The organism is Aurantibacter crassamenti (genome assembly GCF_016811105.1).
Classification (GTDB): domain Bacteria; phylum Bacteroidota; class Bacteroidia; order Flavobacteriales; family Flavobacteriaceae; genus Aurantibacter_A; species Aurantibacter_A crassamenti.
In genome coordinates this window covers 1,635,138-1,661,205 of the sequence record NZ_JAFBGM010000001.1, presented here as the reverse complement: position 1 = coordinate 1,661,205, position 26,068 = coordinate 1,635,138, and the positions used below count along the sequence as shown (strand labels likewise).

Genomic DNA, 26,068 nt, shown 5'->3' with positions numbered 1-26,068 from the left:
CTTGAATAATTCTTAAAAAAAAATTCTTTCGAGTATAATAAAAGCACAGGTAGTAAAAATCGCTTAAAATGAAACAATTAACGACCATACCAAAAAAGACCAAATTTGATCCGTTTGAAGGACCCGAAATTGTTCGTGTCATTCATACAACACAATCTCAAGAAGAAATTTGGGCCGATTGTCAGTTAGGTGGCCCAGATGCAAATAGAGCTTATAATTTATCTATTTCACTTTATTTAAAAGGTGAATTAAACTATAAAGCGATTGAACAAGCAATAGAAACTCTTGTTCAACGTCACGAGTCTTTACGTGCAGTTTTTAGTACTGATGGTCGTTATATGAGCATCTTTAAAAACATAGAAACAAAGCTCGATTATCTAGATGCCGCTCATCTTCAAGGGGATGAAAAAAAAGAAACTATAAATACTCATCTTCGAGAAGAAGCTTATCATATTTTTGATTTGGTAAAAGGGCCTTTGGTGAAAGCAGGCTTGATTAAAATTAATGATGGCGATTATCAATTAGTTTTGACAGCACATCATATTATTTGTGACGGATGGTCATTAGGAATAATAATTCAAGAGTTAGGAGCACTATATTCAGCCAATGTCAATGGTGATACTTCAAAAATTCCTGTAGCAGAAAGTTTTAGTGCATTTGCTGACGAACGTAGAGCATTAATAGAAAGTATAGATTATTCAAAGATTGAAAATTATTGGCTGCAACAATATAAAGATTCGATTCCACAGCTAGATATACCTACTGATTTCAAGCGACCAACCCAGCGCACTTACAGGAGTAATCGACTTGATTTTCAATTAGATCCTGAATTACTAAATGCACTTAAAAAAACTGGTTGGCAGGCTGGTTGTAGCTTTGTAAGCACCCTAATGGCGGCTTTTGAAGTGTTTTTGTATCAACTTACAGGGCAAGATAAAATAGTGCTAGGTTTACCAGCAGCTGGGCAATCTGCGGCAGACATGAATCAGCTAATTGGTGATTGTGTAAACCTATTGCCCATTCAAAGTCAACTCTACCCAAATTCATCTTTTAATTCATATTTAAAAGAAAGAAAAACATACTTATTAGATGCCTATGAACATCAACAGCTCAGCTTCGGTTATCTACTTCAAAAACTAGCTATAGCTAGAGACCCATCAAGAATTCCATTAGCACCAGTAATTTTCAATGTTGACTTAGGTATGTCAAATGGTGTAGCTTTTGCCGGACTTGATTTTGAACTAAAAAGTAATCACAGAGCGTTTACCACATTTGAAATTTTTCTAAACGCTAGCGGAACGCAAGACAACCTTGTTTTAGAATGGTCTTATAACAAAGCTCTCTTCAAACAAGAGACAATTGAGAAGATGATGCATTCTTTCGAAGAAGTAATGCGAAGATTAACTGCAGAGCCAACTGAATTACTCACTAATATTACGGATGCTGATAACACCACAGCATATATAGATTTAAACGCAACAAAAGTCACATATACTGACTTAGCCTTACCTGAATTACTATCAAACCAAGCTTTGGTTACTCCACTCAAATGTGCTTTAAAGTTTAAGGATACTGAAATCTCATATAAAGATTTGCAAAAGCAAACCAACCAATTGGCAAATTACTTTAAAGCCAAAGGTGTAGAACCTGGTGATTTTATTGGAGTTTCTATTTCACGATCTTCTGAAATGGTAATTACAATTCTGGCAATTTTACAATGTGGAGCTGCATACCTTCCGTTAGACCCTGCATATCCAAAATCTAGATTAGAATTCATGCTCAATGATTCAGAAGCCAAATTTTTGATAACCACGAAGGCTATTTCTGACACTTTAGATGCCCAGACGGAAATCTTGTTCATTGAAGAGATACAACAAGGTCTTTCTAAATATACTAATGAACCTCTTTCTGTCGATATTTCATCAAACGACGTTGCATATCTACTTTATACTTCTGGATCTACTGGTAAGCCTAAAGGGGTATCAATAACCCATATGAATTTGGTTAATTTTCTAGAAAGTATGGCTATTGAGCCTGGTATTTCAGAGAATGACATATTATTATCCATTACAACTATTTCATTTGATATTGCAGGCCTAGAGCTCTTTTTACCATTATTGAAAGGAGCTACACTTGTAATGACCGAAGATATTATTGCTAAAGATAGTCGCTTATTACTCGAGCTACTTGAGAAAGAAAAATCCACTATACTGCAAGCAACACCTACCACATGGCAAATGTTATTAGACTCAGGGTGGGAGCATCCATTACCGCTCAAAGCATTATGCGGCGGTGAACCATTACCCACAAAACTTGCCAAACAACTTCTGAATTTATGTGATGAATTGTGGAATATGTACGGCCCCACCGAAACAACAATTTGGTCTACTATTAAAAAAATAGAGGTTGATGATCCGATAATTACAATAGGTCGGCCTATTGCAAATACCCAAGTGTATTTATTAAATGAAAATGGAAAACTTGTGGCACCAGGTCGCATAGGCGAAATATGTATCGGCGGTGACGGAGTAGCTCAAGGGTATTGGAAACGCCCAGACCTTACATCCGAGAAATTTATTACCAATCCTATTAATTTAGATGATAAATTACCGATATACCGAACTGGAGATTTAGGCCAATTATTAGATTCTGGTGAAATTCAGTGTTTAGGGCGAATAGACCAACAGGTAAAAATACGAGGGCATCGTATTGAACTAGGTGAAATTGAACAAGCTCTTTCAGATCTAAGCGAAATTCAATCTGCAGTAGTTTTAGCACACAACAACCAACTAATAGCTTATGTTGTACCGCTGACTTCACATGCATCTTTTAGTGAACAAATTCTAGAATGGCGTAAAGCATTGGGTGTAAGTTTACCCGCTACATTAATTCCCCAAGAATTTAAAATTTTAACAACCTTGCCAACAACACCAAATGGCAAATTAGACCGTAAGAAACTACTTGACTCATCTATTGCTGAAAAAGGCAATCAAAATAATAACACCGTAGCTCGTACTAAAGTTGAAAAATTAGTTGCAGAAATATGGCAAAAGTGTCTTAACATTCCAGAAGTTGACATTTTTAGCAACTTCTTTGAAATGGGTGGACACTCTATAATTGCCGTTAAAGTAATGATCTTAATCGAGAAGCAGACCGGTGTAAGGCTTCCATTATCAACACTATTTGAACATTCAACCGTTGAAAAATTAGCTGCATTATTAGAAGATAACATCGATGTATCTTCCAATGATAATCTCGTACCAATAAAACCTAACGGAAGTAAAAAACCGCTGTATATAATTCACGGAGCGGGACTCAATGTTTTAATATTCAATTCCTTAGCACATCATCTTGATGACAATCAACCCGTTTATGGCATTGAAGGAAATGATTTATTTAGTGAAGATGGGCCTTTGCCTACCATAGAAGAAGTTGCCGCCAAATACATACAATATATCATCAATGCTGATCCAGTAGGGCCATATTCGTTAGCTGGATATTCTTTAGGAGGATACATAGCCTATGAAATGGCTCGCCAACTAAAAAAGTTAGGAAAAAAAGTAACTATGCTTACTTTATTTGACACATATGCAGCACCTCATTATTACTATTCTTCACCTTTTCGAAAACAAATGGCTGTATTAGGCTATCATTTTGAGAGACTCTCAATTCTATTTAAAGAAATGATTAGTAGCTGGGGAAATTTCAGATATCACATTAACCGAAAAATAGAAGGTCTAAAAGCAAGAAATTCTGACCAAGCTGAAACTGAACAAGCACTTTTGGAAGGTCAAGGGCACTTTAAAGAAGATCCAAGGGTTGAAAAAATATTGAAAAAGTATCAACTTATACCTGATGATATTGAAATTGATTTATTGAGAGTTGAAAATAAAACCTTCCATTTACATGATCCAATTCATTTAGGTTGGAATAAAATCGCATTAAAAGGAGTAAAAGTATATGATGTTCCGGGTGACCACTTAGATATGTTTATTGCCCCAAATGATGCAATTGCAGGGCGTGTTTTACAAAAAGTAATAGATATTAGAAATTCACAATAAGAAGCAATTATCTAATAAAACAAAAATTTACTTAGAATTCAATACTCGTTCTATGTGAAAAATAACGGCCTATTTATCAGGTATAAGTTTAGCTGCGTTTTTTAGAAAATATACTGTAGTTTTTTAATGAAAAATTCGGTCTGTACATTAGTCGATTTTTTAAGTCGTTTATCGATCAACATTAAATCTTGCAGATAAAATAATTATTAGATAAAATAATTCACAAAAACTCCTAAAACCCTGTTATTTAATATGATTTAACCCTATTACCCATTAAACATAAAGCCATATAATCAGAATAAAACAACATAATAATTTTATTCAATTGTGTGGTTTAACACTAATATATACCTTCGTGTAAAATCAGTAAATACCTTTCCCCAAAACTCCAAGAAACCCTACAGCTTTACGGTCTGATTATTGACAAAAAAACCATTTAAGCATAATTAATTTGGCTCTAAATTAAAATTACAAAGCCATTTATAGAGACACCCTTTTAACTCAGATTATTGTAGGCTGAAATATGAAACAGTATAAAAATTCAGACTTTATAATTCCTATTTCCGTAGTAATACATTTATGTATTATTAATGGAATTCTGGCCTACCTTACACCAGACACCTATTTCAATGTTTATCACATCTTATATTATAATTTATCATGGATCTTTATAATAAATGGGGTTAAATACTACCCAATTGGGCGTAAAGATCGATTTACAACAAAGCTTAATAGTATGCTTCAACTCTATCTTGTCTATGGGTTGGCTTATTTTGCATTGTTTGCGTTTATTGGAAAAATTGAAGATTCAGTGCAATATCACCTACTAGTTTATGCGCTGATTTGCCTCGCATTACTAACCTACAGAGCACTATTCTTTTGGCTCATGAGCACCTATAGAACTGGAGGGGGAAACTCAGCAAAACTTGTTGTAATAGGCGGCAATGGCAACCTTGAAAAGGTAAAAAAGGTATTTGACGAACCAGATTTAGGCTATCGCTTTTTAGGATTTTTTAGTGACAAGCAGTCAAATAATGAAAATTATTTAGGCAAGGTAGAAAATTGCTTTCTATATATACTTGAAAATGATATTGATGAAATTTACTGCGAAGCATCTGAGTTTAACGCTCTAGAACTAAAAAACCTAATTGGCTTTGCTGATAATAATTTAATAAAATTCAAGGTATTACTTGATAATAAAGAAATGTTTTCAAGAGCAATGTCAATTGAATTGTATGATAACATACCCGTATTAAATCTAAGAAACGTACCATTAGACACTGAATATGCCCGTATTACTAAACGAACATTTGATTTGTTTTTCTCATCACTGGTCATAATTACAATTTTATCATGGCTAAGCCCACTATTGTATATATTGATACGATTTGAATCTAAAGGGAGCCTTTATTTTAAACAAAAAAGACATGGCTTTAAACGACGTGTATTTTGGTGTTACAAGTTTAGATCCATGGTTTGCAATCAAAGTTCTGATACTCAAATGGCAATTAAAAATGACCTAAGAGTAACAAGAATAGGAAACTTTTTAAGAAAAACGAGTATTGATGAATTACCGCAATTCTTCAATGTGTTTTTGGGTGATATGAGTGTTGTTGGCCCTAGACCACATATGGAATTACATACGGATCATTATGAAAACTCAGTAGACAAATACCTTGTTCGCCATTTTGTCAAACCAGGTATTACGGGGCTCGCCCAAACAAGAGGTTATAGAGGAGAAATTGAGAATAATCATGACATTGAAAGTAGAGTACGCCTTGATATTTTTTACGTTGAAAAATGGTCGTTATGGCTTGATTTGGCAATAATATTTAATACTATTGCAAATTTTTTCAAAAAAGAAGAAAAGGCATATTGATCATATTTTTAATTATAACTGAAGGACAAGCCATAAATCGTCGCGTTTGACGATCTTATTTTGGACGATTGAGGCGAATGCTTTTATTTGTCTATTGCGGAAAAATGAAAAAACTAAAAAAAATACTGTATTAAAAGAACAAAATGAAAAAGAACTCTATCAATTACGAAACAAAAATTGGGTATATATATCGATTCATTAGAAAAGCATTATTTATTCTAGCTGCCTCTGTGGTATTAGCATCTTGTGGAAGCACTAAAGATGCAACTTACTTCTTTGATACACCTGACACACAATTTACTGTTAAAAATGAAAATCTTGAGCCTATAATTCAAGAAAATGATCTTTTAAGTATTACAGTTAGTAGTATTAACCCTGAAGCAGCTGAAATGTTTAACAAAGCGAACATTTCTGAAGCACAAACAGCAAATGCAGTAGGTAATGTAGCAAACATCTCAGGGTACTTAGTTGACCAAGATGGGTTTATTAGATTTCCAGTTTTAGGTAAGATAAAATCCGCAGGCAAAACAAAGAAGGCTCTTAGAGAAGAAATCACTTCAATCTTAGACGATAGAAAATTACTTATTGACCCAATTGTTGATATTCGGTACTTAAATTATAAAGTATCAGTTTTAGGAGAAGTTAAGAACCCAACTGTTTTGACAGTACCCAGCGAGAAAATTTCAATTTTTGAGGCTTTAGGTCTAGCTGGTGACATCACTATTTATGGTGTAAAAGAAAATGTGGTAATTATTAGAGAAGAAGCTGGTATTAAAAAGTTGAGTAGAGTTGACCTTACAACCGATGAAATTTTTAGCTCACCCTACTACTACCTGAAATCGAATGATGTTGTTTATGTTGAAGCAAATAAAACTAGAATTTCAAGTTCAAGCCAGGCAACCCTATGGGTTCCTGTTTTACTAAGTGCCATTTCATTAGGCATAGTCGCAATTGTAAACTTTAAATAAAAAAAATGGCAGCTTTTCAAAAAAATAAACTAAACGAAGAGGAAAATTTCTTGAGTGAACTATTCTCAAGGTTTTTACCGTTTTGGCCGTTATATGTTTTAATCGCATTGATTGGACTTTTTGGCGCTTGGACCTATTTAAAGTTTACAACACCAATCTATGAAGCTTCTGCAACTTTGCTTATCAAAGATGAAAACAAAGGTGTTGATGATGCTAAAATGATGGAGGCTATTGACCCTTTTGATTCAAAGAAAATTGTTGAAAATGAAATTGAGGTTATTCAATCAAGGTCGCTAATGGACCAAGTAACCAAAGAATTGCATTTGTACGCACCCGTTATGAAAGAGAAATCTTTTGGTGAAGCTTCTGCTTATTCAATTTCTCCAATTTCTATCGAACTCAAAGACCCCGACAATATTCCGTTATACTCAGAAGATGAGCCCGTAAAATTTTATTTTACATATAACGCGAATAAAAAATCAGTACTCGTAAATGGTAAAGAATACCCTACTGATGAATGGGTAACCGTTGCTGACGGAAGCGTTATTAAATATAACACAACCAACAAAATATCATTAGATAATAAAAGCAAATTGTATTATACCTTATACAATCCAAGGCTCATTACTGACTCTATGATAAACAACTTGTTAGCTGGTGCTACAACTAAGCTGTCTACGGTTGTTAAAGTAACATTTAGAGATCCTGACCCAAAAAGAGGTGAAGATATTCTTAATGCCTTGATTCATGCATACAATCAAAAAGCAGTAGATGAACGCAACAAATTAGCATCTAACACTCTTTCGTTCATTGAAGAACGCATGAATAAAGTAAAAACTGAATTAGATGATCTTGAACAAGAAATACAAGAGTTTAGATCAACAAAAGGCGCCATTGATTTAAGTGAACAAGGCAAGCTTTACCTGCAAGACATGGGCGCATATGATCGTCAAATTTCATCTGCCAGACAACAAATTGCAGTTCTTGATCAGGTTGAAAATTATATTCAATCCAATAATATTCAAGGGGGTATAGTACCTTCAAGTTTAGGGGTAAATGATCCAGCGTTAACGCAATTGCTTAATAAATTGTATGACTCTGAAATTCAATACGAAAAGCTACGCAAGACCACAGGTGAAAACAACCCTATTTTATCGTCAGTTGCCAACGAGATTAAGAAGATTAGACCTAGTATACTTGAAAATGTTCAAAACCAAAAAAGTAACCTAGAGGCAAGTTTAAGTAACTTAAATCGAAGTTCTGGATCATCAAGACATGAATTAACAGCTATTCCTGAAAAAGAAAAAGAACTACTTGAAATTACCAGAAGAAAAGCTATTAAAGGCAACCTATTCGCATTTTTACAACAAAAAAGAGAAGAGACTGCACTCACATATGCACCTAGTGACCGAGCAAGCCAAGTAGTCGACTTAGCACAATCTTCTTTTGACCCTGTAAGCCCAAATAGAACTCTAATATATTTAATGGCGTTGGCATTTTCGCTCGCATTAGGTATTTTATATGTTATAGTTAAGGAGTTTTTAAATAGAAGAATACTTTTCCGTTCAGAAATCGAAAGATACACTTCAATTCCGATTATTGCTGAAATTCCGAATATAGAAGAAAAAGACAAGGTTTCAATAATCCTCAAAGAGTTTACTGACATTAAAAAAACAGAAAAAAAGAAAGGATTTAAAAAGACAAAAGAATTAGATAGCTCTTCTGTTTTAGTAGTTCAAGAACAAGCCCTACAAGATCACTTTAGACAATTGGGTGCATCCTTAGGATTGTATAGTAGAAGCTTTACTAAAAAGAGCATTTTAGCAACCTCGAGTATTTCAGGTGAAGGAAAGAGTTTTGTTTGCGCCAATTTAGCGAATTGCATTGCTAAATCTGGCAAAAGAGTTGTATTGGTTGATGTTGATTTTATTAGACCGAACACAACAAAACAATTTAACTTACTAAAAAACAGAGGTGTTTTAGATTACTTAAGAGGAAAATGCGGACTTTCTGAAGTCGTTAATGTTACAACTATAAATAAAAATTTAAGTGTAGTACCTGTTGGTTTACGCGATGGAGAAGACCACACTGATTTATTACTAAATGGTAAACTTGATTTATTATTTGAGTATTTAAAGAATAAGTTCGATTTTGTTATAATGGATGCACCACCAATAGATTTGGTAGCTGATGTAAACCTTTTAGCTGAATATTGTGATGAATCTTTATTAATGGTTAGACATGGTCATACACCAAAACAAGTAGTTAAGCATTTTGAAGATTCGCATATCTTAAAAAGATTAAAAAGTGTTTCAATTGTATTTAATGGCATTAAAAAAAGAGGTGCATTAAATAAAGAAATTGGTTACGGATATGGTTATTCAAACAAATATGGGCATGCATATGAATATATGCCCGATGAATAATTAATTAAATCAACCCTAATCTAAGCAACTGAATTGCCTATATAAAAACACAGCAACTAAAAGCAAGTTCAACATTTTAAAATTATTATGGGCTTTAAAGAAAATTCAAAAGCATCTATAAAAAAACAAAGTTGGCTTACTAAATTATTTCGAAATTACAGAGATGGATATCTCTTTACAAAAACATACCATCGAAATATAAGTGGCAATAACAATACGTTAAAAATTAGTGCTTCAGCTAGACTTATTAATTGCGAATTTGAAATTAACGGCAACAACAATACCATTACTATTGGGGCTGACGCATTTTTTAAAAACGTAAAATTCTTTATTGTTGGTGACGCAAATTCAATTGAAATTTCATCAAATGTAAGTTTCAATGAAGGAGGATCATTATGGATTGAAGATGAAAATTGCGAGATTAACATTGGCATGAACAGTACATTTGAAAACGCCCATTTAGCTGCTACAGAATCTGATTCAAAAATTAATATTGGCAATGATTGTATGTTCGCTTATGACATTGATGTAAGAACTGGTGATTCTCATGCTATTTATGATGAACACACCAATAAACGAATTAATTTTGCGCAAAATGTAACAATAGGAGATCACGTTTGGATAGGCGCACATGCCTCCATTTTAAAAGGTGTAACAATTGGTTCAAATAGTATAGTAGCTACGCGATCGGTAGTAACTAAAAAATATAATAATGAAAACATAATATTGGCAGGCTCACCTGCTAAAATCATAAAAGAAAACATCAAGTGGACAAGGGATCGAAAACCTGATTAAGATAAGGCACTTATCAAAATAATCGAAAACACTAAACCATTAAAATCCGATTAACTTGTTTGACCCATTAAAAAATAGATTCATATCACCCTTATCTAATTTTATTAGAGATAAGATGGGTGGTGGTCATGAACGTAGTGTAAAAGCAAAAAAGAATATAGCTGGATCACTAATAATAAAAGTAGTGAGTATCGCTATTAGCTTAATTGTTGTGCCTCTTACACTTAATTATGTTAATCCTTCTCGTTATGGTATTTGGTTAACCTTAAGCTCAATTGTTGCTTGGTTCAGTTTCTTTGATATTGGTATTACCCATGGCCTACGTAATAAATTTGCTGAAGCTAAAGCCAAAGGTGATCATGATAGTGCTCAAATATATGTTAGTACAACCTACGGAATACTAGCCATAGTTTTTTGCTCAGTTTGGTTGATTTTTCTTCTCGTTAATCCTTTTTTAGATTGGTCTTCCATACTTAAATTATCACCAGAATACGCTGCTGACGTTTCTAAGCTGGCATTAATTGTCTTTACTTATTTTTGTTTACAATTTGTACTACAAACAATTACCACAGTAATCACAGCTGATCAAGAGCCCGCACAGGCATCATTGATTAATGTCATTGGTCAAATAATCACTTTAATTGTAATTGTAATTTTAGTAAAAACCACTGAAGGTTCTTTAGTAAAACTAGGTCTAGCACTTTGTGCCTCACCTTTAATAGCTTTGATTGGGGCTAACTTTTTCTTTTTCAAAGGAAAATACAAAGCATACAGACCCAAAATATCTAAAATAAAGTTTACCCATGCCAAAGGCCTATTTAATCTCGGTGTAATCTTCTTTGTCATTCAAATTGCCGGTTTGGTACAATATGAATCAGCAAATATTATTATTTCAAGAAGCTTCGGCCCCAGTGAAGTCACGTCATACAATATTGTTTATAAATATTTCAATATTCTAAGTATGGGCTTTATGATATTTTTGGCCCCATTTTGGTCTGCCTCGACTGAAGCTTTTATGAAAAAAGAAATCGATTGGATAAAAAACAGCATGAAGAAATACAATTACCTCAATATTGCTTTTTTAGGCGGAGGTATAGTCATGCTCTTGGCATCAGAAACTATATATACACTGTGGCTTGGTAAAGATGTAGTTGATATTAATTTTACACTCTCATTTTGGGGATTTGCATTTTTTATGGTATCTCTATTTGGCTCTAAATATGTTAGTTTTTTAAATGGAATTAGCGCATTACGACTCCAATTTTGGGCTAGTATTTTCAGTCCTGTTTTATACTTAATATTAGCCTATTTGATGATTGATTATTTTAACATGGGCGTGCATGCAATGTTTATTGCTGCCATACTAGCGAATTTCAATGGTTTCATTTTGGCACCACTACAATATCATATGATTATTAATAAAAAGAAGCAAGGCATCTGGATTAGATAAAAAAGCTTCACCGTACAAATGAAATTGAACAATTTTAAAAATAGACTTAAAGGTAAAATCTGGCGCAACATAAAAAATTACTTTTATGATGAGCGTATTGAAGATAGTGCCTTGGTGCAGAACATTAATTTAACAACTACGCGCAATCAAAAAAAGGCCATTATAAGCTATGTAACTTTTAGCCATTTTGCAGATTGGGAAAACAATAATATAGGTCGAACACAACCTTTTGAGATACTCTCAATTGTAAAAGTTCTTATTGATAATGATTATGCTATTGATATCGTAGACTGTCATGACTTAAAAACATTAGAGTACTTAAAAAACAAGAAGTATGATTTAATATTTGGCTTTGGCGAAACTTTTTATCAGTTAACCTTATTACACCCAAGTGCGATAACAGTGTTATACATGACGGAGCATCATCCTGATGTTTCAAAAATTGAAGAACAAAAACGCCTAGATTATTTCTATGAACGAAAAAAAGTAGAAGCAAAAATAGTACGGTCAGGTCACTATTATTGGGACCATCACATGCTTAAAAAATATTCTCATGTTCTAACCATGAGCGAAGTTGAACCTTTTCTCAAAGATTACGCCAAACCCATCAATATTTTTCCAACGGGTATAAAAAACACCTCTTTTGAATTCACGGCTAAGAACCATGATTTAACAAAAAAACATTTTTTATGGTTTGGCTCCTACGGTGCTATTCACAAGGGCTTAGACTTATTATTCGATGTGTTTGAGAATCGAGAAGATATTATACTTCATGTAGCTGGATTTTATGAAGATGACAGAAAACTTATTGGTTTTCCTGATAAAAAAAACATTATCGACCATGGCTACATTGATATCAAATCAGACCAATTTACTTTTCTAATGAAGCAATGCACATTTTGCATTCTACCTTCATGTTCTGAAGGGTTTTCTACAGCGGTTAGCACAACTATGCTACATGGTCTAATTCCGATTGTAATGAGAAACACCGGATTTAATAGACTAAAAGATAATGCCATTTTTCTGAATGATTTCAGTATAGAATACATAGATCAACAGCTTACAGACATTTCAAACAAAGACAGCGAATTTTTAAGGATTTTAGGTGAAAATGTCTTTTATTTTGCGCAGGAAAATTTTTCAATTCAAGCTTTTGAAAATAGGTTTAATTCTATTATGAAAGAAATACATAATTCAAAAACCAATGACTAGGGTTCTACACTTACAAACACACTTGCCCTCATCGGGTAATGCAGCGTTCAGACTACATAGAGCACTCAATCAGCATGGTGTACACTCTACGATGCTTACACTTACATCAGAGATTGAATGGGATAAAAATGTAGAATCACTAGGATTAAAAAATCAAATAGTATCTGCTATAAATGGTAAATTCTATTTACAACAAAGCAAGAAAACAGTGCCAGAATTCGGTCTCTTTTCTTATCCGATTTTAGGAAACAATATTTCAAAGCACCCACTTGTTGAACAGGCAGATATCATTTATTTTCATTGGACACTTGCTGGCTTTTTAAGCATTAAAAACATGAAGCAGCTAGCAAAATTAGGCAAGCCGATAATTGTATTTATGCATGATGTATGGTACATCACTGGGGGCTGTCATTACAATTTTACCTGTGATAATTATCAAACAAATTGTGGCGATTGTCAAGTTTTTTCTGAAGGCAATCAGAATTCTTTATCTGTGAAAGGTTTTCAGAAAAAGAATAAATTTTATTCTGAATTTGAAAATTTGAACTTTGTGGCTCCTAGTAGCTGGCTAACTAATATGGCAAAAAAGTCGGGCCTAACAAAAAACAAACCTGTTTATCACATTCCTAACGTGATTGACCATTCGGTTTTTAAACCAATTGACAAAAATCAAGCGCGTAAGATATTGAATTTAAATGCAGATGAGACCATAATTTCTTTTGGCGCTGCATCACCAAATAGCCCTTATAAAGGTTGGAGTTATTTAAAAGATGCTCTTGGTGTTCTGGCTACTCAAATGGACCCAAGCAAAACATCAATACTACTCTTTGGTAGCGACTATGACCAAAACGTTGTAGACGCAGTTCCGTTTAAGGTGAATTTTTTAGGATACATGAAAGATGATCGCGCAACGGCTTTAGTTTATAACGCAGCTGATGTTTTTGTTGCACCATCAATGGCAGATAATTTACCCACAACAGTAATGGAAAGTTTATGTTGTGGCACACCGGTAACAGGTTTTGATATAGGTGGAATTCCTGACATGATACATCATAAAAAAAATGGATATCTCGCAGAATATAAAAATTCTGAAGATTTAGCTGAAGGAATTTTATACTGTTTAAACAACGAAGTAAAAGGCTACGCACCTAATCAATTTGACACAGAACCTATTATAAATAGACATATAGAATTCCATACTGAACTACTTTCAAAAAAACCGACTGACTAATATGGAACATGAAGAAGAAATCTTTGACCAATTATTAGCGTCAAGAAATTCATATAAGAATCGCCAATTACTAAATGTTTTTTGGATCGGTTTTATAATATATATTTTTGGCTATACGCTTTCTGTAGGACCAGATCCAAATTACATGATTTGTGATCTTTTAAGGCTTGTTGGCATAACCTTGTTTGTAATCTCGTCTACACTAATGATTGCCCTCAAATTTGAAAGTAAATACCTCGCTCTACTATTTCACTTATTTATTTTCTGGCAATTTTTTGTTGTTCTTAGAGGGGTTGAAATGGGTTATGAAGAAATAAAAAACATCTTATTTAACCCACTAAATGGTATGTTTCTATACATAACACCTCTAATATTATTGTTTCCAAGAAATCCACATTCGCTAAAAATCATATTTAAAGTAATAGCGGCTTTCGGTATCCTATTTTTTGTTGGATTTGTGCTAATGTATGCACCCATCATTGATCGAGATAATGTTGATGGTAGAGATATATTTGAAGTGTTAGTTAAAGTTATGGCTTTTCCAACAGCATTTTTGTTGATGACCTATAATTTTCAGTCTAATAACAAAAAATTATTGGCGATAGCTGTGATTTTAGTAAGCTTAGCATTGGCCGCTTTTCGTGTGAGAAGAGGACTAATTTTCATTATCGGATGTGCGCTAATTCTTACTTTCTTGATTTTTCTATATATAAACAAAAGGCAGTCTGTTCTGGTAATACTATCAATCTTCGCAGGATTTCTAATGTCAATTATAGGCTTGGGTGCCTTTGGTAATAGTGACATTGAATTTGTAAATAGAATTAAAGAAAGACTAGAAGAAGATACCAGAAGTGAAGTTGAGCTATATTATTATGCTGACATGGAAGCCAAAGATTGGTTAATTGGCAGAGGTATGAGTGGTTTGGTTGCCGCACCACCCGGAATTGATTCATCTGGCGACACTTCTGGCTATAGAGATGGAATTGAAACAGATTACCTTAATACTATTTTAAAAGGTGGCAGTATAGGGTTAGGACTTCTACTATTAATTGCGGTTCCTGCAATGCTAAATGGTCTATTTTTTTCAAACAATTCATTAGCAAAAGCTGCTGGTTTTTGGATATTATTATGGATTATTTCTTTGTACCCTACTACAGTAACTACTTTCAGTATGAACTATATTTTGGTTTGGGTTTCAATTGGCATCTGCTACTCGCCAATATATAGACGACTAAGCGAAGAAACCCTAATAAATTATTTCAAAGGAAAATTTGAGCCAATTTTAGACGAGCAAAACACTATTCAGTTAAACGATAAATCAACTTAAATGTCTTCTCCTAAAGTATTAATATTAAATCAGCCTTTTGTGTCTGACACAGGTGGTGGCATTACGCTTTCTAATCTCTTTTCAAAATGGAGTAGTGAGCAAATCGCAGTTGCCTGCTCTGGTTATTTATTAAAAGGAGAAATAGAAAGTACAAAATGTAATAAATATTACCAATTGGGTTCTGATGAGCGAAAATGGATATTTCCGTTAAACCTAATACGTCGTAAATATCAAAGCGGAGAAGTTCGATTTACGGATCAGACAAAAGATAAAGTAGTTGCTGAAGAAGATAAATCAGTATCAAGAACAAACTTTACAACAAAATATGTAGAACCGTTCTTTTATTATTTTGGCCTCACACATTTCATTTCTAAAACTATATTATCACCGCAAATACGTGAATGGCTCACCAATTTTAACCCTGACGTTATATACGCCCAAAGTACTTCAAGAGAAGAAATTTTGTTTTGTATCGCTGTTCAAGAATATTTAAAAAAACCCATGGTATTTCATAAAATGGATGACTGGCTGACCTTGTCTGGCAATAAGTCTTTCATGAAAAACTATTGGAGAAAAAAAATTAATAAAGAATTTAAGCAGTTACTCAATCACTCTAAACTTGTAATGAGTATAAGTGATTATATGGGTGAAGAATATCAGAAAAGATATAACAAAGAATTTATCACTTTTCATAACCCAATTGATATCGACTTTTGGAAAACAGGTCAACGTTTATCATACGAATTAAGTTCAAGCCCAACAATTATGTATGCGGGCAGAATTGGCTTAGGTATTGACAATTCATTAATGACAATTGCAGCTGCCATTGATAAAGTAAATGATGAATTGAATATGTCAATTAATTTCATGCTTCAAGCACCCGGATCCCCAGAATGGCTTGGCAATTACAAGTGTACTAAATTTAAAAAGTTTGTACCCTATTCTGAATTACCCAGTGTTTTTGGCGGTGCTGACTTTATGATATTACCGTATGATTTTGATCCAAACGGCTTAGCTTTTATTAAATATTCAATGCCTACAAAAGCTTCAGAATATATGGCTAGCGGAACACCCATAATCATTTTCGCCCCAGAAGACACAGCTCTTGTGCAATACGCTAAGAAAAAATCTTGGGCTGCAGTAGTTACAAATAATGACTGTGATGAACTCGCTAATAAGATAAAAAAACTAGTAGTAGACCTACCATTACGTGAAAATTTTGCGATAACAGCAAAGAAATTAGCTGAAGAAAGACACAACACTGATTTAGTTGCAACTGAATTTCGCGCATGTATTGAAAGTGTAATAAAATAAAACATTACTGAATAATTATTCAGCTTAACCTAGTGAAGTATAAGTTATGAATCATCTAGTAATTGGTATACCAACATACAAAAGGCCAGCAATGCTAGCCAAATTGGTTGATAGCATTTACCAATGTAATATTGACGGCAAGCTTATACAAACTATTGATATTCTAGTTGTTGATAATGATTCAGAAAGGTCAGCAGCAGAAACAGCACAAATATTGAAGAAAAATTGCCCTTTAAATTTCAATTTTATTTACCACAACTATGCTATAAAAGGTTTATCGCATGTTAGAAATGAAATTTTGGCAAAGGCTATTCAATTAAATTCTGATTATATCATTTTTGTTGATGATGATGAATTTGTGACAAAAGATTGGCTGAACGAATTAGTAGGTCTTGCTGATAAAAATAAAGCTGACATTGTTCAAGGACCAAATATTCCTGTGTTTGAAGATAAAATAAAAGACAGTATCGCTGTAAACTTTTCTTATCTTGATTTTGACCATAATCAAGCAATATCAGATTTTGAAAGCAACAATGTATTGCTCAAAACACAATTTATAATTGAAAACGATTTAACTTTTGACGAACGTTTTAATATTACAGGTGGTGAAGATTCTTATTTTGGTGTTGTAGCCACGCAAAAAAAGGCCAAAAATTATTGGTCAAAAAAGGCCATCGTCTATGAAACCATTCCCAGTAATCGGGCAAATTTAAAATGGCTGATTAAACGGACTTTTAGAGGTGCGTCAACCTATACATATATTTTAAAATTGAAGAAAGATTTCATGCAAATGGTTAAAAAGTTTTTTATCAGCCTAGCGTATTTACTAACTGGTATTATAACCCTACCATTAGCCCTAATTCCCTTTAACAAAAGATACTGGGGTATTTTGGCTATTGCTGATAGTTTAGGTGCATTAGCTGGTATGTTTAGCTTGAGGTATAATGAATATTCGTAATAGATAAATATTAAAAAAAGAAAAATAAAATGTGCGGTATTAATGGTATTGTTTCACTCTCAAGCGCTGAAGGCCAAAAGCCTAAGGATACCTTATTGAGTAGAATCAATACCATGAATGATAAAATTGTTCATAGGGGACCAGATTCTGATGGATGTTTTATTGAACACCCCGTAGCTTTTGGCTTCAGAAGATTAAGTATTATTGATTTAGATAATCATGCAAATCGGCGAAGGATTATCAGTAACAACACTATTGATTTTATAGCTAAGAGCAGTATTATAAAACAGAAAATTAAGCTTGTTTCTACGGCTAAAATCTACAATAGCGTGATAAAGCAAATGGCAGTAAAATTAAACGTACGAACAAGAAGGTCTTGTGAACTAAAAATATATTTTTAAAGTTATCAACCTATGCGCACTGCTCTCATTACAAATATACCTGCTCCATATCGATTACCGATGTACGAAATTCTTAATCAAAAATATGGTAAAGATTTCATAGTAATTTACTGCGCGAATACGGAATCTAATAGAAGCTGGAACCTGAATGACCTGCAATTCAATCATACCTTTTTAAAAGAAAACGTGAGACTTAAAAAAGACGGTTTCAATTATGTTCATAATAACCCAGAAATATTTAAAGTATTAAAACAATACAACCCAGACATTGTTATTGCCACAGGCTTTAACCCAACTCATTTATATGGTTGGATTCACACCTTACTTTATCGCAAAAAATTCATTCCTATGACCGATGGTTGGTTAGGGTCTGAAAAAGACTTGTCTTGGGTACATAAGTTTATTCGTAAATCTGTATTTAAAACTTCATCAGCCTATATAGGGGCTAGTAAAAATAGTTTAAAGCTTTTTCAATACTACGGAGTTAAAAAAGAACATATTTTTCAAAGTGCATTGTGCATTCATAATTCAAAGTTTGAAAATGATAAAAAGTTCAATATCAGAAAGTATCACATTATGTATTCAGGTCAGTTTACTGAACGTAAACTGCCATTTTTTTTCGCAGATGTGGTAATAAAACTAGCACAAAAAATTGACGGATTTAAAGTTTTGATATTAGGTAGCGGACCCTTACAAGAAGAATTATTTTCAAAGTTAGATGCGCATAATATTGATTATGATTTTCCTGGGTTTATTTCTCAAGAGAAATTACCAGAATATTATTCAGACGCTAAGCTTTTTTTATTCACAACAAGAATGGACCCGTGGGGAGTTGTTGCAAATGAAGCTATGGCTAGTGGTACGCCCGTAATTACTTCTCCATATGCTGGAATAGTAAATGACCTTCTTGTTGATGACAATACTGGTTTTGCAATTAAAATTGATAGTGACCTGTGGGCGAATAAAGCCTTCGAAATATTAAGCAATAGTGATGAATGGAATAGATTAAGCAAAAATGCAAAAGGCAAGGTACAAGAATTGAATTTTGAGAGTTCAGCGAAAGGTGTAATTGACGCTATTGATCATGTAAGTAAAACCAATTCAAAACAGAACAACAATACATTACAACACGCAACAATTAAATAATGAAATCAAAAATACTATTCATATTACATTTACCACCACCCATTCATGGGGCTTCTATGGTGAGTAAACGTATTAAGGATAGTAGCATAATTAACACAACTTTTTCTGCAGACTATCTTAATCTAGCAACATCATTTAGCCTTGATGACATTGGCAAACGCGGTCAAGGAAAAATTTCTGCTCTTTTTAATATTCTAAAAAATACAACTAAAGCATTAATTAAAACGAAATATGATTTATGTTATATGACCTTAACTGCAAAAGGTCCGGGGTTTTACAAAGATGTTTTTGTAGTTCTGTTGCTTAAATTATTTAGAAAAAAAATAGTTTATCATTTTCATAATAAAGGTGTTAAGGCAAATAGCTATAGCTGGTTAAAGCGACTTTGCTATCGAATTGTATTTCGAAAAACTAAATCAATATTACTTTCCCCTTTGCTTTATGATGATATTTCAATGTATGTTAAAAGTAAAGATGTTTTTTTCTGTCCTAACGGAATACCTGAAGTAGAAACATCAATTAAAAAACAGGATACTACTGACTCATGTAGCTTTCTATTTTTATCTAATATGATGCAAGATAAAGGTGTTTACTCACTTTTACATGCTTGTGAAATTCTATCAAAGAAAGACTTGAATTTTGAATGTCATTTTGTTGGTGATTGGTCTGATATTGATGAAGAATCATTTCATAATATAGTAGACCAATTAGCTATTTCAGAACAGGTATTTGCACATGGTAAAAAATATGGAACAGATAAAAATCCGTTTATGACGAATGCAGATGTCTTTGTACATCCTACTCATGAGGATTGCTTTCCATTGGTTTTATTAGAGGCAATGCAAAATAGTTTACCAATAATTGCTTCGGATGAAGGGGCTATTCCAGAAATGGTAATTAATAACAAATCAGGGTATTTAGTTCTAAAAAAGGATGCTGTAGATTTGGCCAGCAAAATGGAAAAAATCATCAATAACAAAGAGCATGGTATTGAAATGGGCAAAGAAAGTAGACTCAGATATAATGAGTTATTTACCTTTCAAATCTTTGAAAAAAATTTGATTTCAATTCTTAGCGAAATAAACTCAACAGTTAAATAACGTTATGAAAATAGCAGTAATAACAGATGATTTAAATAATTTAGCCAACTGGCAAATGCGTATACTACAGCATTTACTAGTCAGTAAAGAGCTAGAATTATCAGCGCTAATTACTGTTCAAAAAACAACTTGCGAGCATTATCACGAATTAAAAACTCCAAAAAACAACCTCGCTAAGTTCTTTTTAAAATTACAATGGTCACTTGAAAGAAAATTCTTTTTTAAAAAACTAAAAACCATTAAAGCTTCTCAATTATCTGAGCGTTTAAGTCAGGTAAATAAATTTGAGATTAATGAAAATTCTACGAGTAATTCTAAAGATATAGAACAACTTAAATTGCACAATTTAGACCTAATTCTAAAACTGGAAGACACTATACATTGTAAAGAATTATCTGGTTTAGCAAAACATGGTACATGGTCTTTAAAACATAATGCCAAGCATATCACAAATCATAGTCCTACTGGGTTCTGGGAAATAATGAATAAAGAAGCAACAGTGGTAGTTTCGCTTTTAAAAGTTAGTAAAACAGAGGCCCAACCATTGCTACTTGACCAAGCACATTTTAACAAACATTGGTCTTTAGTTAAAACTACTGATATGGTCTTAGAATCTTCAGTGGCACTACTAACTAAAAACTTAAAATCAGTTGCAACATTAGAGCCAACTGAACAAGCATCAACTAAAACGCAAACAATACTAGCCCAACCTAATGCGTTGCAAATAGTTGATTACATGCTAAAATTTTACACTAAAGTAACTACCAAAATTTTAGAGCGATTGGCATCTAAAATTTTAAATTGGAGATATCAATGTTTCACGCTATTCATTGCTAAAGGGCAGTTTAATACTACAGATTTATCAACATTAGAACCAATTAAATTACCAAAAGATGAATTTTGGGCGGACCCGTTTTTGTTTGATTATAAAAATGAAACGTATGTGTTTTTTGAAAATTATCCTTACTCTACCAAACGTGGCAAAATTTCATGTGGTCGATTAAAAAACAACCAAATAGTGGATGTAATTGATATATTAGATTTCGATTACCACTTGTCATACCCGTATGTTTTTGAGGAGAATGGGGAAATTTATCTAATGCCTGAAAGTTCTGAAAACAAAAAATTAGAGATATATAAATGCACCCATTTTCCTGATCAATGGGAACTACACTCTACAGCTTTTGAAGGTGAATTAATTGCAGACGCTTTTTTCTTTGATGATGAAAACAACGAAAAATGGTTGTTTTTAAATAAGGCTGCGACAACAACAGTTCCACTAGAAAATGAACTTTACATATATAAAGTTTCATCAACTGATTTATTAAAAAAACTGATTCCTCATAAACAAAACCCAGTATTAATTGACTCAAGAACTGCTAGAAACGGTGGAGCCATTTTTTCTTATAAAAATAAAATTTACAGACCATCGCAAGCTAATGATCAAGGTGTTTATGGGCGTGCATTAAACATTAATAGAATTACAAATTTAACCCTTGAAGAATATTCTGAGGAAACAATTGAAACCGTAGAGCCTGATTTTTATGAAGGATTAATGTCAGTTCACCATCTTCATCAAACAGATGATCGTTTTGTAATTGATGCTGCTTATAAAAGACATTAGATAGTTTATTACCATACATATGCAAAAAGAACAACATATTGATTGTTTGGGTTACCAAGTTTTTGAAGGAGAATTGTCTAGTGCTTTTTCTTCTCAAAAGACCCTTGTCAATACTATAAATCAATATTCATATTGTATCGCAAAAAAAGATGATGATTTTAGCGAAGCTTTAAAACAAAGTGATATTCTATTACCAGACGGTGTTGGAATTGTTATTGCAGCGAAATTACTTTATGGTAAAAAAATAAGAAAAATAGCTGGGGCAGACATTCATCAATTTTTGCTAAATAAACTAAACTCTGAACATGGTTCTTGTTTTTACTTAGGATCATCAGAAAACACACTATCTTTAATTAACACCAGACTTTCAAAAGAATATCCGAATATAAAATCAGGTTTTTATTCGCCACCTTATAAAGCTAAGTTTTCAGCTGAAGACAATGCTCAAATGACAGAAGCTGTAAACAAATTTAAACCCGATGTGCTTTTTGTTGGTATGACAGCTCCTAAGCAAGAAAAATGGTCGTATGAAAATAAAGAAGCACTTGACACTTCAATTATTTGCTCAATAGGTGCCGTTTTCGATTTTTACGCCGGCACCATGAAAAGACCAAATAAAATATGGATAGATTTCGGTCTTGAATGGTTAGGACGTTTATTTAAAGAACCAAAACGTATGTGGAAAAGGTATATCTATTATGGTGCTGTTTTCGCATGGCACTTAACCAAAGCCCTCTTCAAAAAAGTTTTTTAAAAGATCAAAAGTTCTCCGCTTTTTTTGAATTAGTCAACATGCCTTGTTCAGAATCAACTTTCCAACTTCATTTTTAGTTTAAATTTTTATTAAATCAACATGATTTTATTACATTTCTTAGTTTAAACAAAAAAATAGACCTGTAAAATTTAACTATCATTAATTCTTACTATATTAAATGCCCTTAGGTGAAATGCATTTTTTTCATCTAATGATTTGCTTAAATAATTTTCTTGAAAACCTATTCAAACTTTTGTGTTTTTCAAGAATGTATTAAAAAACAACACTATAACGTTTGCGTAGTTAAATCTTTTACATCATAAACCAACTGAAAATGAAAAACAATTTAAAAGAACTTATTTCAAAAAACAAACAAGAAGAAAAAGCATATGCAGATGCTCGAAAGGCCGAAATTAACAACCCTAAAACTGGTGACAAAAGACGCGATTTTTTAAAGAAAACAGCCTTAGGCGGTATTGCGTTATCTAGTTTCATGGGCTATTCTTTTGAGGATACTGTTGCTGAGACTACTTCAAAAGTAAATCGTTCGTCATCACCATCTGAACTTAAAATTACTGATATGCGCTATGCTTTAACCGCTGTAATGGGCGGCACTGCAATTATTAGAATTGACACCAACCAAGGTATTTATGGCTTGGGAGAAGTGAGAGATGCGGCAGATGTACGATATGCATTAATGCTTAAAGCTAGAATTTTAGGTAAGAATCCTTGCAATGTTGAAAAAATATTCAAAAGTATAAAGCAATTTGGTGGCCCTTCTAGGCAAGCTGGTGGTGTATGTGCTGTAGAAATGGCTTTATGGGATCTTTGCGGAAAGGCATATAACGTGCCAGCATGGCAATTATTAGGCGGTAGATATAGAGATAAAGTTCGACTTTATGCAGATACTCCTGAAGCTAGTTCACCAGAAGAACAACAGCGACTAATAAACTTTAGAGTGAAAGAACAAGGGTATACTTGGTTAAAAATGGATGTATCTATTGGTGAACTTAAAGGCATACCTGGTACTGTAGTAAATGGAAAATTTTGGGAAGACAACAAGGGCAGCTTAAATCAATGGGGCGACCAAAGAAATTATATGTCTTATGGAAACACTGCACACCCTTTTACTCAAATACAAATCACAGAAAAAGGATTGGAACATTTACAACAAGTAGTTGAAAATGTTAGAAATATGGTTGGATATGAAATTCCTATATCAACAGATCATTATGGACATTTTGATCTTAACAACGGAATTCGCCTAGCAAAAGCATTAGATAAATATCGATTAGCTTGGTTTGAAGATATGATACCTTGGCAACACACTGAGCAATGGAAAACCATTTCAGATGCCATTGAAACACCAACCACAACAGGTGAAGATATTCACTATTTAGAAAACTTCAAACCATTAATTCACAACAGATCTGTTGACATTGTACATCCTGATTTAGCTAGCTCGGGTGGCCTTTTAGAAACAAAACGGATTGCAGATTATGCTGAAGAATTCGGAATTGCTATGGCCATGCATCAAGCTGGTACGCCAGTTTCTTTTATGGCAAATGTACATTGTGCAGCAGCAACTCAAAATTTCTTAGCATTAGAACATCACTCTGTAGATTTACCTTGGTGGGAAAGTTTAGTGAAAATGACCGGAAAAGAGAAAATGATTGATAAAGGCTTCTCCCCTGTTCCACTTGATTCTCCTGGACTTGGTATTGAATTAAATTTAGATGTTATCAAAGAACATTTAGATCCGAGAGATAAATCATTCTTTGCGCCAACTGATGAATGGAACGAGCTAAGATCACATGACAGAACATATAGTTAGGTCAATTAAAATAATAGAACACTTATAAAAAAGCATAATGTATAAAAAAGTAATTTTAATGATTGCGGTTGTTGTATTAAGTATACAAACAACCCAATCGCAAGAAGTAGGTTCAAGCCCAGAATATATTAAAGCGCTAACTTCACAGTGGCAAGGAGAACGTTTTGATGATGGCCGCCCGAAAGTTTCAGATGCCCTTTTGAAACGTATGAAAAACATACAAATAGAAGAAGCATGGGGTTACCTTAGAAATAAGGGATACCATGGTCAATATGAGGGTGGATGGAAAATAATTCATCCAGAAGAAGTCATGACGGGTCGCGTAGTAACAGCACAATACATGCCACTTAGACCCGATTATGAACAACTCATAAAGATTACTGGAGGTAAAGAAAAACGAGATACAATTGGAGGAAGTAATTCATGGCCGATTGAAATTTTAAAACCTGGTGATGTTTATGTAGCTGATGGGTATGGAAAAATTATTGATGGCACTTTAATTGGATCAAATCTTGGTAATGCTATCTATGCAAATTCAGGTAATGGTGTAATTTTTGACGGCGGCATACGTGATTTAGCTGGCCTATTAGATATAGAAGGTTTTAATGGCTGGTATAGAGATGAGGACCCTTCATATATTCAAAATCAAATGTTGTCTTCTATCAATGCACCCATAAGAATTGGACGAGCAACTGTTCTACCTGGTGATGTTGTTTTAGCCAATAGACATGGTACCATATTTGTTCCTGCCCATTTGGTTGCTCATCTAGTAATTTCTTCAGAAGTTGTTGGACTACGAGATCAATTCGGATTTCAAAGACTTCGTGAAAAAAAGTTTACACCCGGACAAATAGATATGCGATGGACCAAAGAAATTAAAGCTGATTTTGACAATTGGTTAAAAAATTATCCTGATGAAAAATTACCAATGACCAGAAAAGAATTAAATGATTATCTAAAAACTCAAAAAAAATAACTTTGATTATAATAGATTTCCATTTAATAAATCAAGAAAATAAATTATGAGAAAAATTAAATACTTATTTATAATATTCGTTGCATGCGGATTCGCAGCAACTGCCCAAACTTCAAAAACTAATAACACCGAAATACTTGAAGTTGAAAAAACTATTGACAAACTTAGTCAAGCTATGGTTGATAGAGATGGCAAAACATTACGAGAACTTACGATGGATGAATTGACTTATGGTCATTCTAGTGGTACACTTGAAAATAAACAACAATTTATTGACCAAGTAGTAAATGGTGAATTTGATTTTATCACGCTGAACACTGAAGAGCAAACTATTTTTATTTCTGGAGACGACACTGCTGTAGCCAGACATTTTTTCGTTACCGATGCCAAAAGTGAAGGTAAAGATGTACACGTCAAAATAGGTAACATGATGATTCTAAAAAAGAACAATGGTAAATGGAAAGTTTTAGCTAGACAGGCGTATAAATTATAAGCCTGAATTAATAAACACTGATTATATCAATTAAAATTAGATTAATAGCCTTGTATTTATTACAAAGGCTATTTTTTTATTATCAACTACTTACGATTTTACATAAACTCTAACAACCA

Annotated in this window: 19 protein-coding genes; all 19 read left to right on the top strand. The window is 33.1% G+C overall.

From position 1 onward, the window contains the following. Positions 1 to 68 precede the first annotated feature (68 nt). The 19 genes from JQC67_RS06730 to JQC67_RS06640 all read left to right on the top strand — a co-directional run bounded on the left by JQC67_RS06730 (position 69) and on the right by JQC67_RS06640 (position 25,949). On the top strand, positions 69 to 4,061 hold the full coding sequence (locus JQC67_RS06730) for a non-ribosomal peptide synthetase (protein WP_203252063.1): 3,993 nt from the start codon (positions 69 to 71) through the stop codon (positions 4,059 to 4,061). 523 nt (positions 4,062 to 4,584) lie between these two features. Beyond that, positions 4,585 to 5,940 carry an exopolysaccharide biosynthesis polyprenyl glycosylphosphotransferase gene (locus JQC67_RS06725; protein ID WP_203252062.1) on the top strand — a complete coding sequence of 452 codons (1,356 nt, stop codon included), beginning with the start codon at positions 4,585 to 4,587 and terminating at the stop codon, positions 5,938 to 5,940. A gap of 143 nt (positions 5,941 to 6,083) precedes the next feature. Beyond that, positions 6,084 to 6,908, top strand: a complete 825-nt coding sequence (locus JQC67_RS06720) for a polysaccharide biosynthesis/export family protein (protein WP_203252061.1) — start codon at positions 6,084 to 6,086, stop codon at positions 6,906 to 6,908. Positions 6,909 to 6,913: 5 nt separating this feature from the next. Further along, complete coding sequence (locus tag JQC67_RS06715) at positions 6,914 to 9,334, top strand: GumC family protein (protein WP_203252060.1); 2,421 nt, start codon at positions 6,914 to 6,916, stop codon at positions 9,332 to 9,334. 87 nt (positions 9,335 to 9,421) lie between these two features. Next, the gene (locus JQC67_RS06710; RefSeq protein WP_203252059.1) at positions 9,422 to 10,129 is read left to right on the top strand and encodes an acyltransferase; all 708 of its coding nucleotides are present in this window, start codon (positions 9,422 to 9,424) and stop codon (positions 10,127 to 10,129) included. 55 nt (positions 10,130 to 10,184) lie between these two features. Beyond that, complete coding sequence (locus tag JQC67_RS06705) at positions 10,185 to 11,579, top strand: lipopolysaccharide biosynthesis protein (RefSeq protein ID WP_203252058.1); 1,395 nt, start codon at positions 10,185 to 10,187, stop codon at positions 11,577 to 11,579. A gap of 18 nt (positions 11,580 to 11,597) precedes the next feature. After that, positions 11,598 to 12,791 (top strand): glycosyltransferase, encoded by a 1,194-nt coding sequence (locus JQC67_RS06700; protein WP_203252057.1) that lies wholly within the window; start codon positions 11,598 to 11,600, stop codon positions 12,789 to 12,791. Beyond that, positions 12,784 to 14,022 carry a glycosyltransferase gene (locus JQC67_RS06695; protein WP_203252056.1) on the top strand — a complete coding sequence of 413 codons (1,239 nt, stop codon included), beginning with the start codon at positions 12,784 to 12,786 and terminating at the stop codon, positions 14,020 to 14,022. Before JQC67_RS06700 ends, JQC67_RS06695 begins: the two co-directional genes overlap by 8 nt. A 1-nt stretch (position 14,023) precedes the next feature. Next, positions 14,024 to 15,349, top strand: coding sequence for a hypothetical protein (locus JQC67_RS06690; RefSeq protein WP_203252055.1), 1,326 nt, complete (start codon positions 14,024 to 14,026; stop codon positions 15,347 to 15,349). Beyond that, complete coding sequence (locus JQC67_RS06685; protein ID WP_203252054.1) at positions 15,350 to 16,663, top strand: glycosyltransferase; 1,314 nt, start codon at positions 15,350 to 15,352, stop codon at positions 16,661 to 16,663. A gap of 46 nt (positions 16,664 to 16,709) precedes the next feature. Beyond that, positions 16,710 to 17,621 carry a glycosyltransferase family 2 protein gene (locus tag JQC67_RS06680; RefSeq protein ID WP_203252053.1) on the top strand — a complete coding sequence of 304 codons (912 nt, stop codon included), beginning with the start codon at positions 16,710 to 16,712 and terminating at the stop codon, positions 17,619 to 17,621. A 29-nt stretch (positions 17,622 to 17,650) separates the two neighbouring features. Beyond that, positions 17,651 to 18,022: a hypothetical protein gene (locus JQC67_RS06675; protein ID WP_203252052.1), complete on the top strand. Its 372-nt coding sequence runs from the start codon at positions 17,651 to 17,653 to the stop codon at positions 18,020 to 18,022. Between the two features lie 12 nt (positions 18,023 to 18,034). Beyond that, on the top strand, positions 18,035 to 19,168 hold the full coding sequence (locus tag JQC67_RS06670; RefSeq protein ID WP_203252051.1) for a glycosyltransferase family 4 protein: 1,134 nt from the start codon (positions 18,035 to 18,037) through the stop codon (positions 19,166 to 19,168). Continuing rightward, positions 19,168 to 20,268, top strand: coding sequence for a glycosyltransferase (locus JQC67_RS06665; RefSeq protein ID WP_203252050.1), 1,101 nt, complete (start codon positions 19,168 to 19,170; stop codon positions 20,266 to 20,268). The genes JQC67_RS06670 and JQC67_RS06665 overlap by 1 nt, the downstream gene beginning before the upstream one ends. A 4-nt stretch (positions 20,269 to 20,272) precedes the next feature. Continuing rightward, positions 20,273 to 21,892: a glucosamine inositolphosphorylceramide transferase family protein gene (locus JQC67_RS06660; protein WP_203252049.1), complete on the top strand. Its 1,620-nt coding sequence runs from the start codon at positions 20,273 to 20,275 to the stop codon at positions 21,890 to 21,892. A gap of 19 nt (positions 21,893 to 21,911) precedes the next feature. Continuing rightward, positions 21,912 to 22,646: a WecB/TagA/CpsF family glycosyltransferase gene (locus JQC67_RS06655; RefSeq protein WP_203252048.1), complete on the top strand. Its 735-nt coding sequence runs from the start codon at positions 21,912 to 21,914 to the stop codon at positions 22,644 to 22,646. A gap of 334 nt (positions 22,647 to 22,980) precedes the next feature. After that, complete coding sequence (locus JQC67_RS06650; RefSeq protein ID WP_203252047.1) at positions 22,981 to 24,480, top strand: mandelate racemase/muconate lactonizing enzyme family protein; 1,500 nt, start codon at positions 22,981 to 22,983, stop codon at positions 24,478 to 24,480. Between the two features lie 37 nt (positions 24,481 to 24,517). Beyond that, positions 24,518 to 25,456, top strand: coding sequence for an RraA family protein (locus JQC67_RS06645; protein WP_203252046.1), 939 nt, complete (start codon positions 24,518 to 24,520; stop codon positions 25,454 to 25,456). A gap of 46 nt (positions 25,457 to 25,502) precedes the next feature. Then, positions 25,503 to 25,949 carry a nuclear transport factor 2 family protein gene (locus tag JQC67_RS06640; RefSeq protein WP_203252045.1) on the top strand — a complete coding sequence of 149 codons (447 nt, stop codon included), beginning with the start codon at positions 25,503 to 25,505 and terminating at the stop codon, positions 25,947 to 25,949. Positions 25,950 to 26,068 lie beyond the last annotated feature (119 nt).

What these genes read in the sequence shown, in the direction of transcription:
- JQC67_RS06730 (WP_203252063.1), top strand. Translation starts at nt 69, where the DNA reads ATGAAACAATTAACGACCATACCAAAAAAGACCAAATTTGATCCGTTT.
- JQC67_RS06725 (WP_203252062.1), top strand. Translation starts at nt 4,585, where the DNA reads ATGAAACAGTATAAAAATTCAGACTTTATAATTCCTATTTCCGTAGTA.
- JQC67_RS06720 (WP_203252061.1), top strand. Translation starts at nt 6,084, where the DNA reads ATGAAAAAGAACTCTATCAATTACGAAACAAAAATTGGGTATATATAT.
- JQC67_RS06715 (WP_203252060.1), top strand. Translation starts at nt 6,914, where the DNA reads ATGGCAGCTTTTCAAAAAAATAAACTAAACGAAGAGGAAAATTTCTTG.
- JQC67_RS06710 (WP_203252059.1), top strand. Translation starts at nt 9,422, where the DNA reads ATGGGCTTTAAAGAAAATTCAAAAGCATCTATAAAAAAACAAAGTTGG.
- JQC67_RS06700 (WP_203252057.1), top strand. Translation starts at nt 11,598, where the DNA reads ATGAAATTGAACAATTTTAAAAATAGACTTAAAGGTAAAATCTGGCGC.
- JQC67_RS06695 (WP_203252056.1), top strand. Translation starts at nt 12,784, where the DNA reads ATGACTAGGGTTCTACACTTACAAACACACTTGCCCTCATCGGGTAAT.
- JQC67_RS06690 (WP_203252055.1), top strand. Translation starts at nt 14,024, where the DNA reads ATGGAACATGAAGAAGAAATCTTTGACCAATTATTAGCGTCAAGAAAT.
- JQC67_RS06685 (WP_203252054.1), top strand. Translation starts at nt 15,350, where the DNA reads ATGTCTTCTCCTAAAGTATTAATATTAAATCAGCCTTTTGTGTCTGAC.
- JQC67_RS06680 (WP_203252053.1), top strand. Translation starts at nt 16,710, where the DNA reads ATGAATCATCTAGTAATTGGTATACCAACATACAAAAGGCCAGCAATG.
- JQC67_RS06675 (WP_203252052.1), top strand. Translation starts at nt 17,651, where the DNA reads ATGTGCGGTATTAATGGTATTGTTTCACTCTCAAGCGCTGAAGGCCAA.
- JQC67_RS06670 (WP_203252051.1), top strand. Translation starts at nt 18,035, where the DNA reads ATGCGCACTGCTCTCATTACAAATATACCTGCTCCATATCGATTACCG.
- JQC67_RS06665 (WP_203252050.1), top strand. Translation starts at nt 19,168, where the DNA reads ATGAAATCAAAAATACTATTCATATTACATTTACCACCACCCATTCAT.
- JQC67_RS06660 (WP_203252049.1), top strand. Translation starts at nt 20,273, where the DNA reads ATGAAAATAGCAGTAATAACAGATGATTTAAATAATTTAGCCAACTGG.
- JQC67_RS06655 (WP_203252048.1), top strand. Translation starts at nt 21,912, where the DNA reads ATGCAAAAAGAACAACATATTGATTGTTTGGGTTACCAAGTTTTTGAA.
- JQC67_RS06650 (WP_203252047.1), top strand. Translation starts at nt 22,981, where the DNA reads ATGAAAAACAATTTAAAAGAACTTATTTCAAAAAACAAACAAGAAGAA.
- JQC67_RS06645 (WP_203252046.1), top strand. Translation starts at nt 24,518, where the DNA reads ATGTATAAAAAAGTAATTTTAATGATTGCGGTTGTTGTATTAAGTATA.
- JQC67_RS06640 (WP_203252045.1), top strand. Translation starts at nt 25,503, where the DNA reads ATGAGAAAAATTAAATACTTATTTATAATATTCGTTGCATGCGGATTC.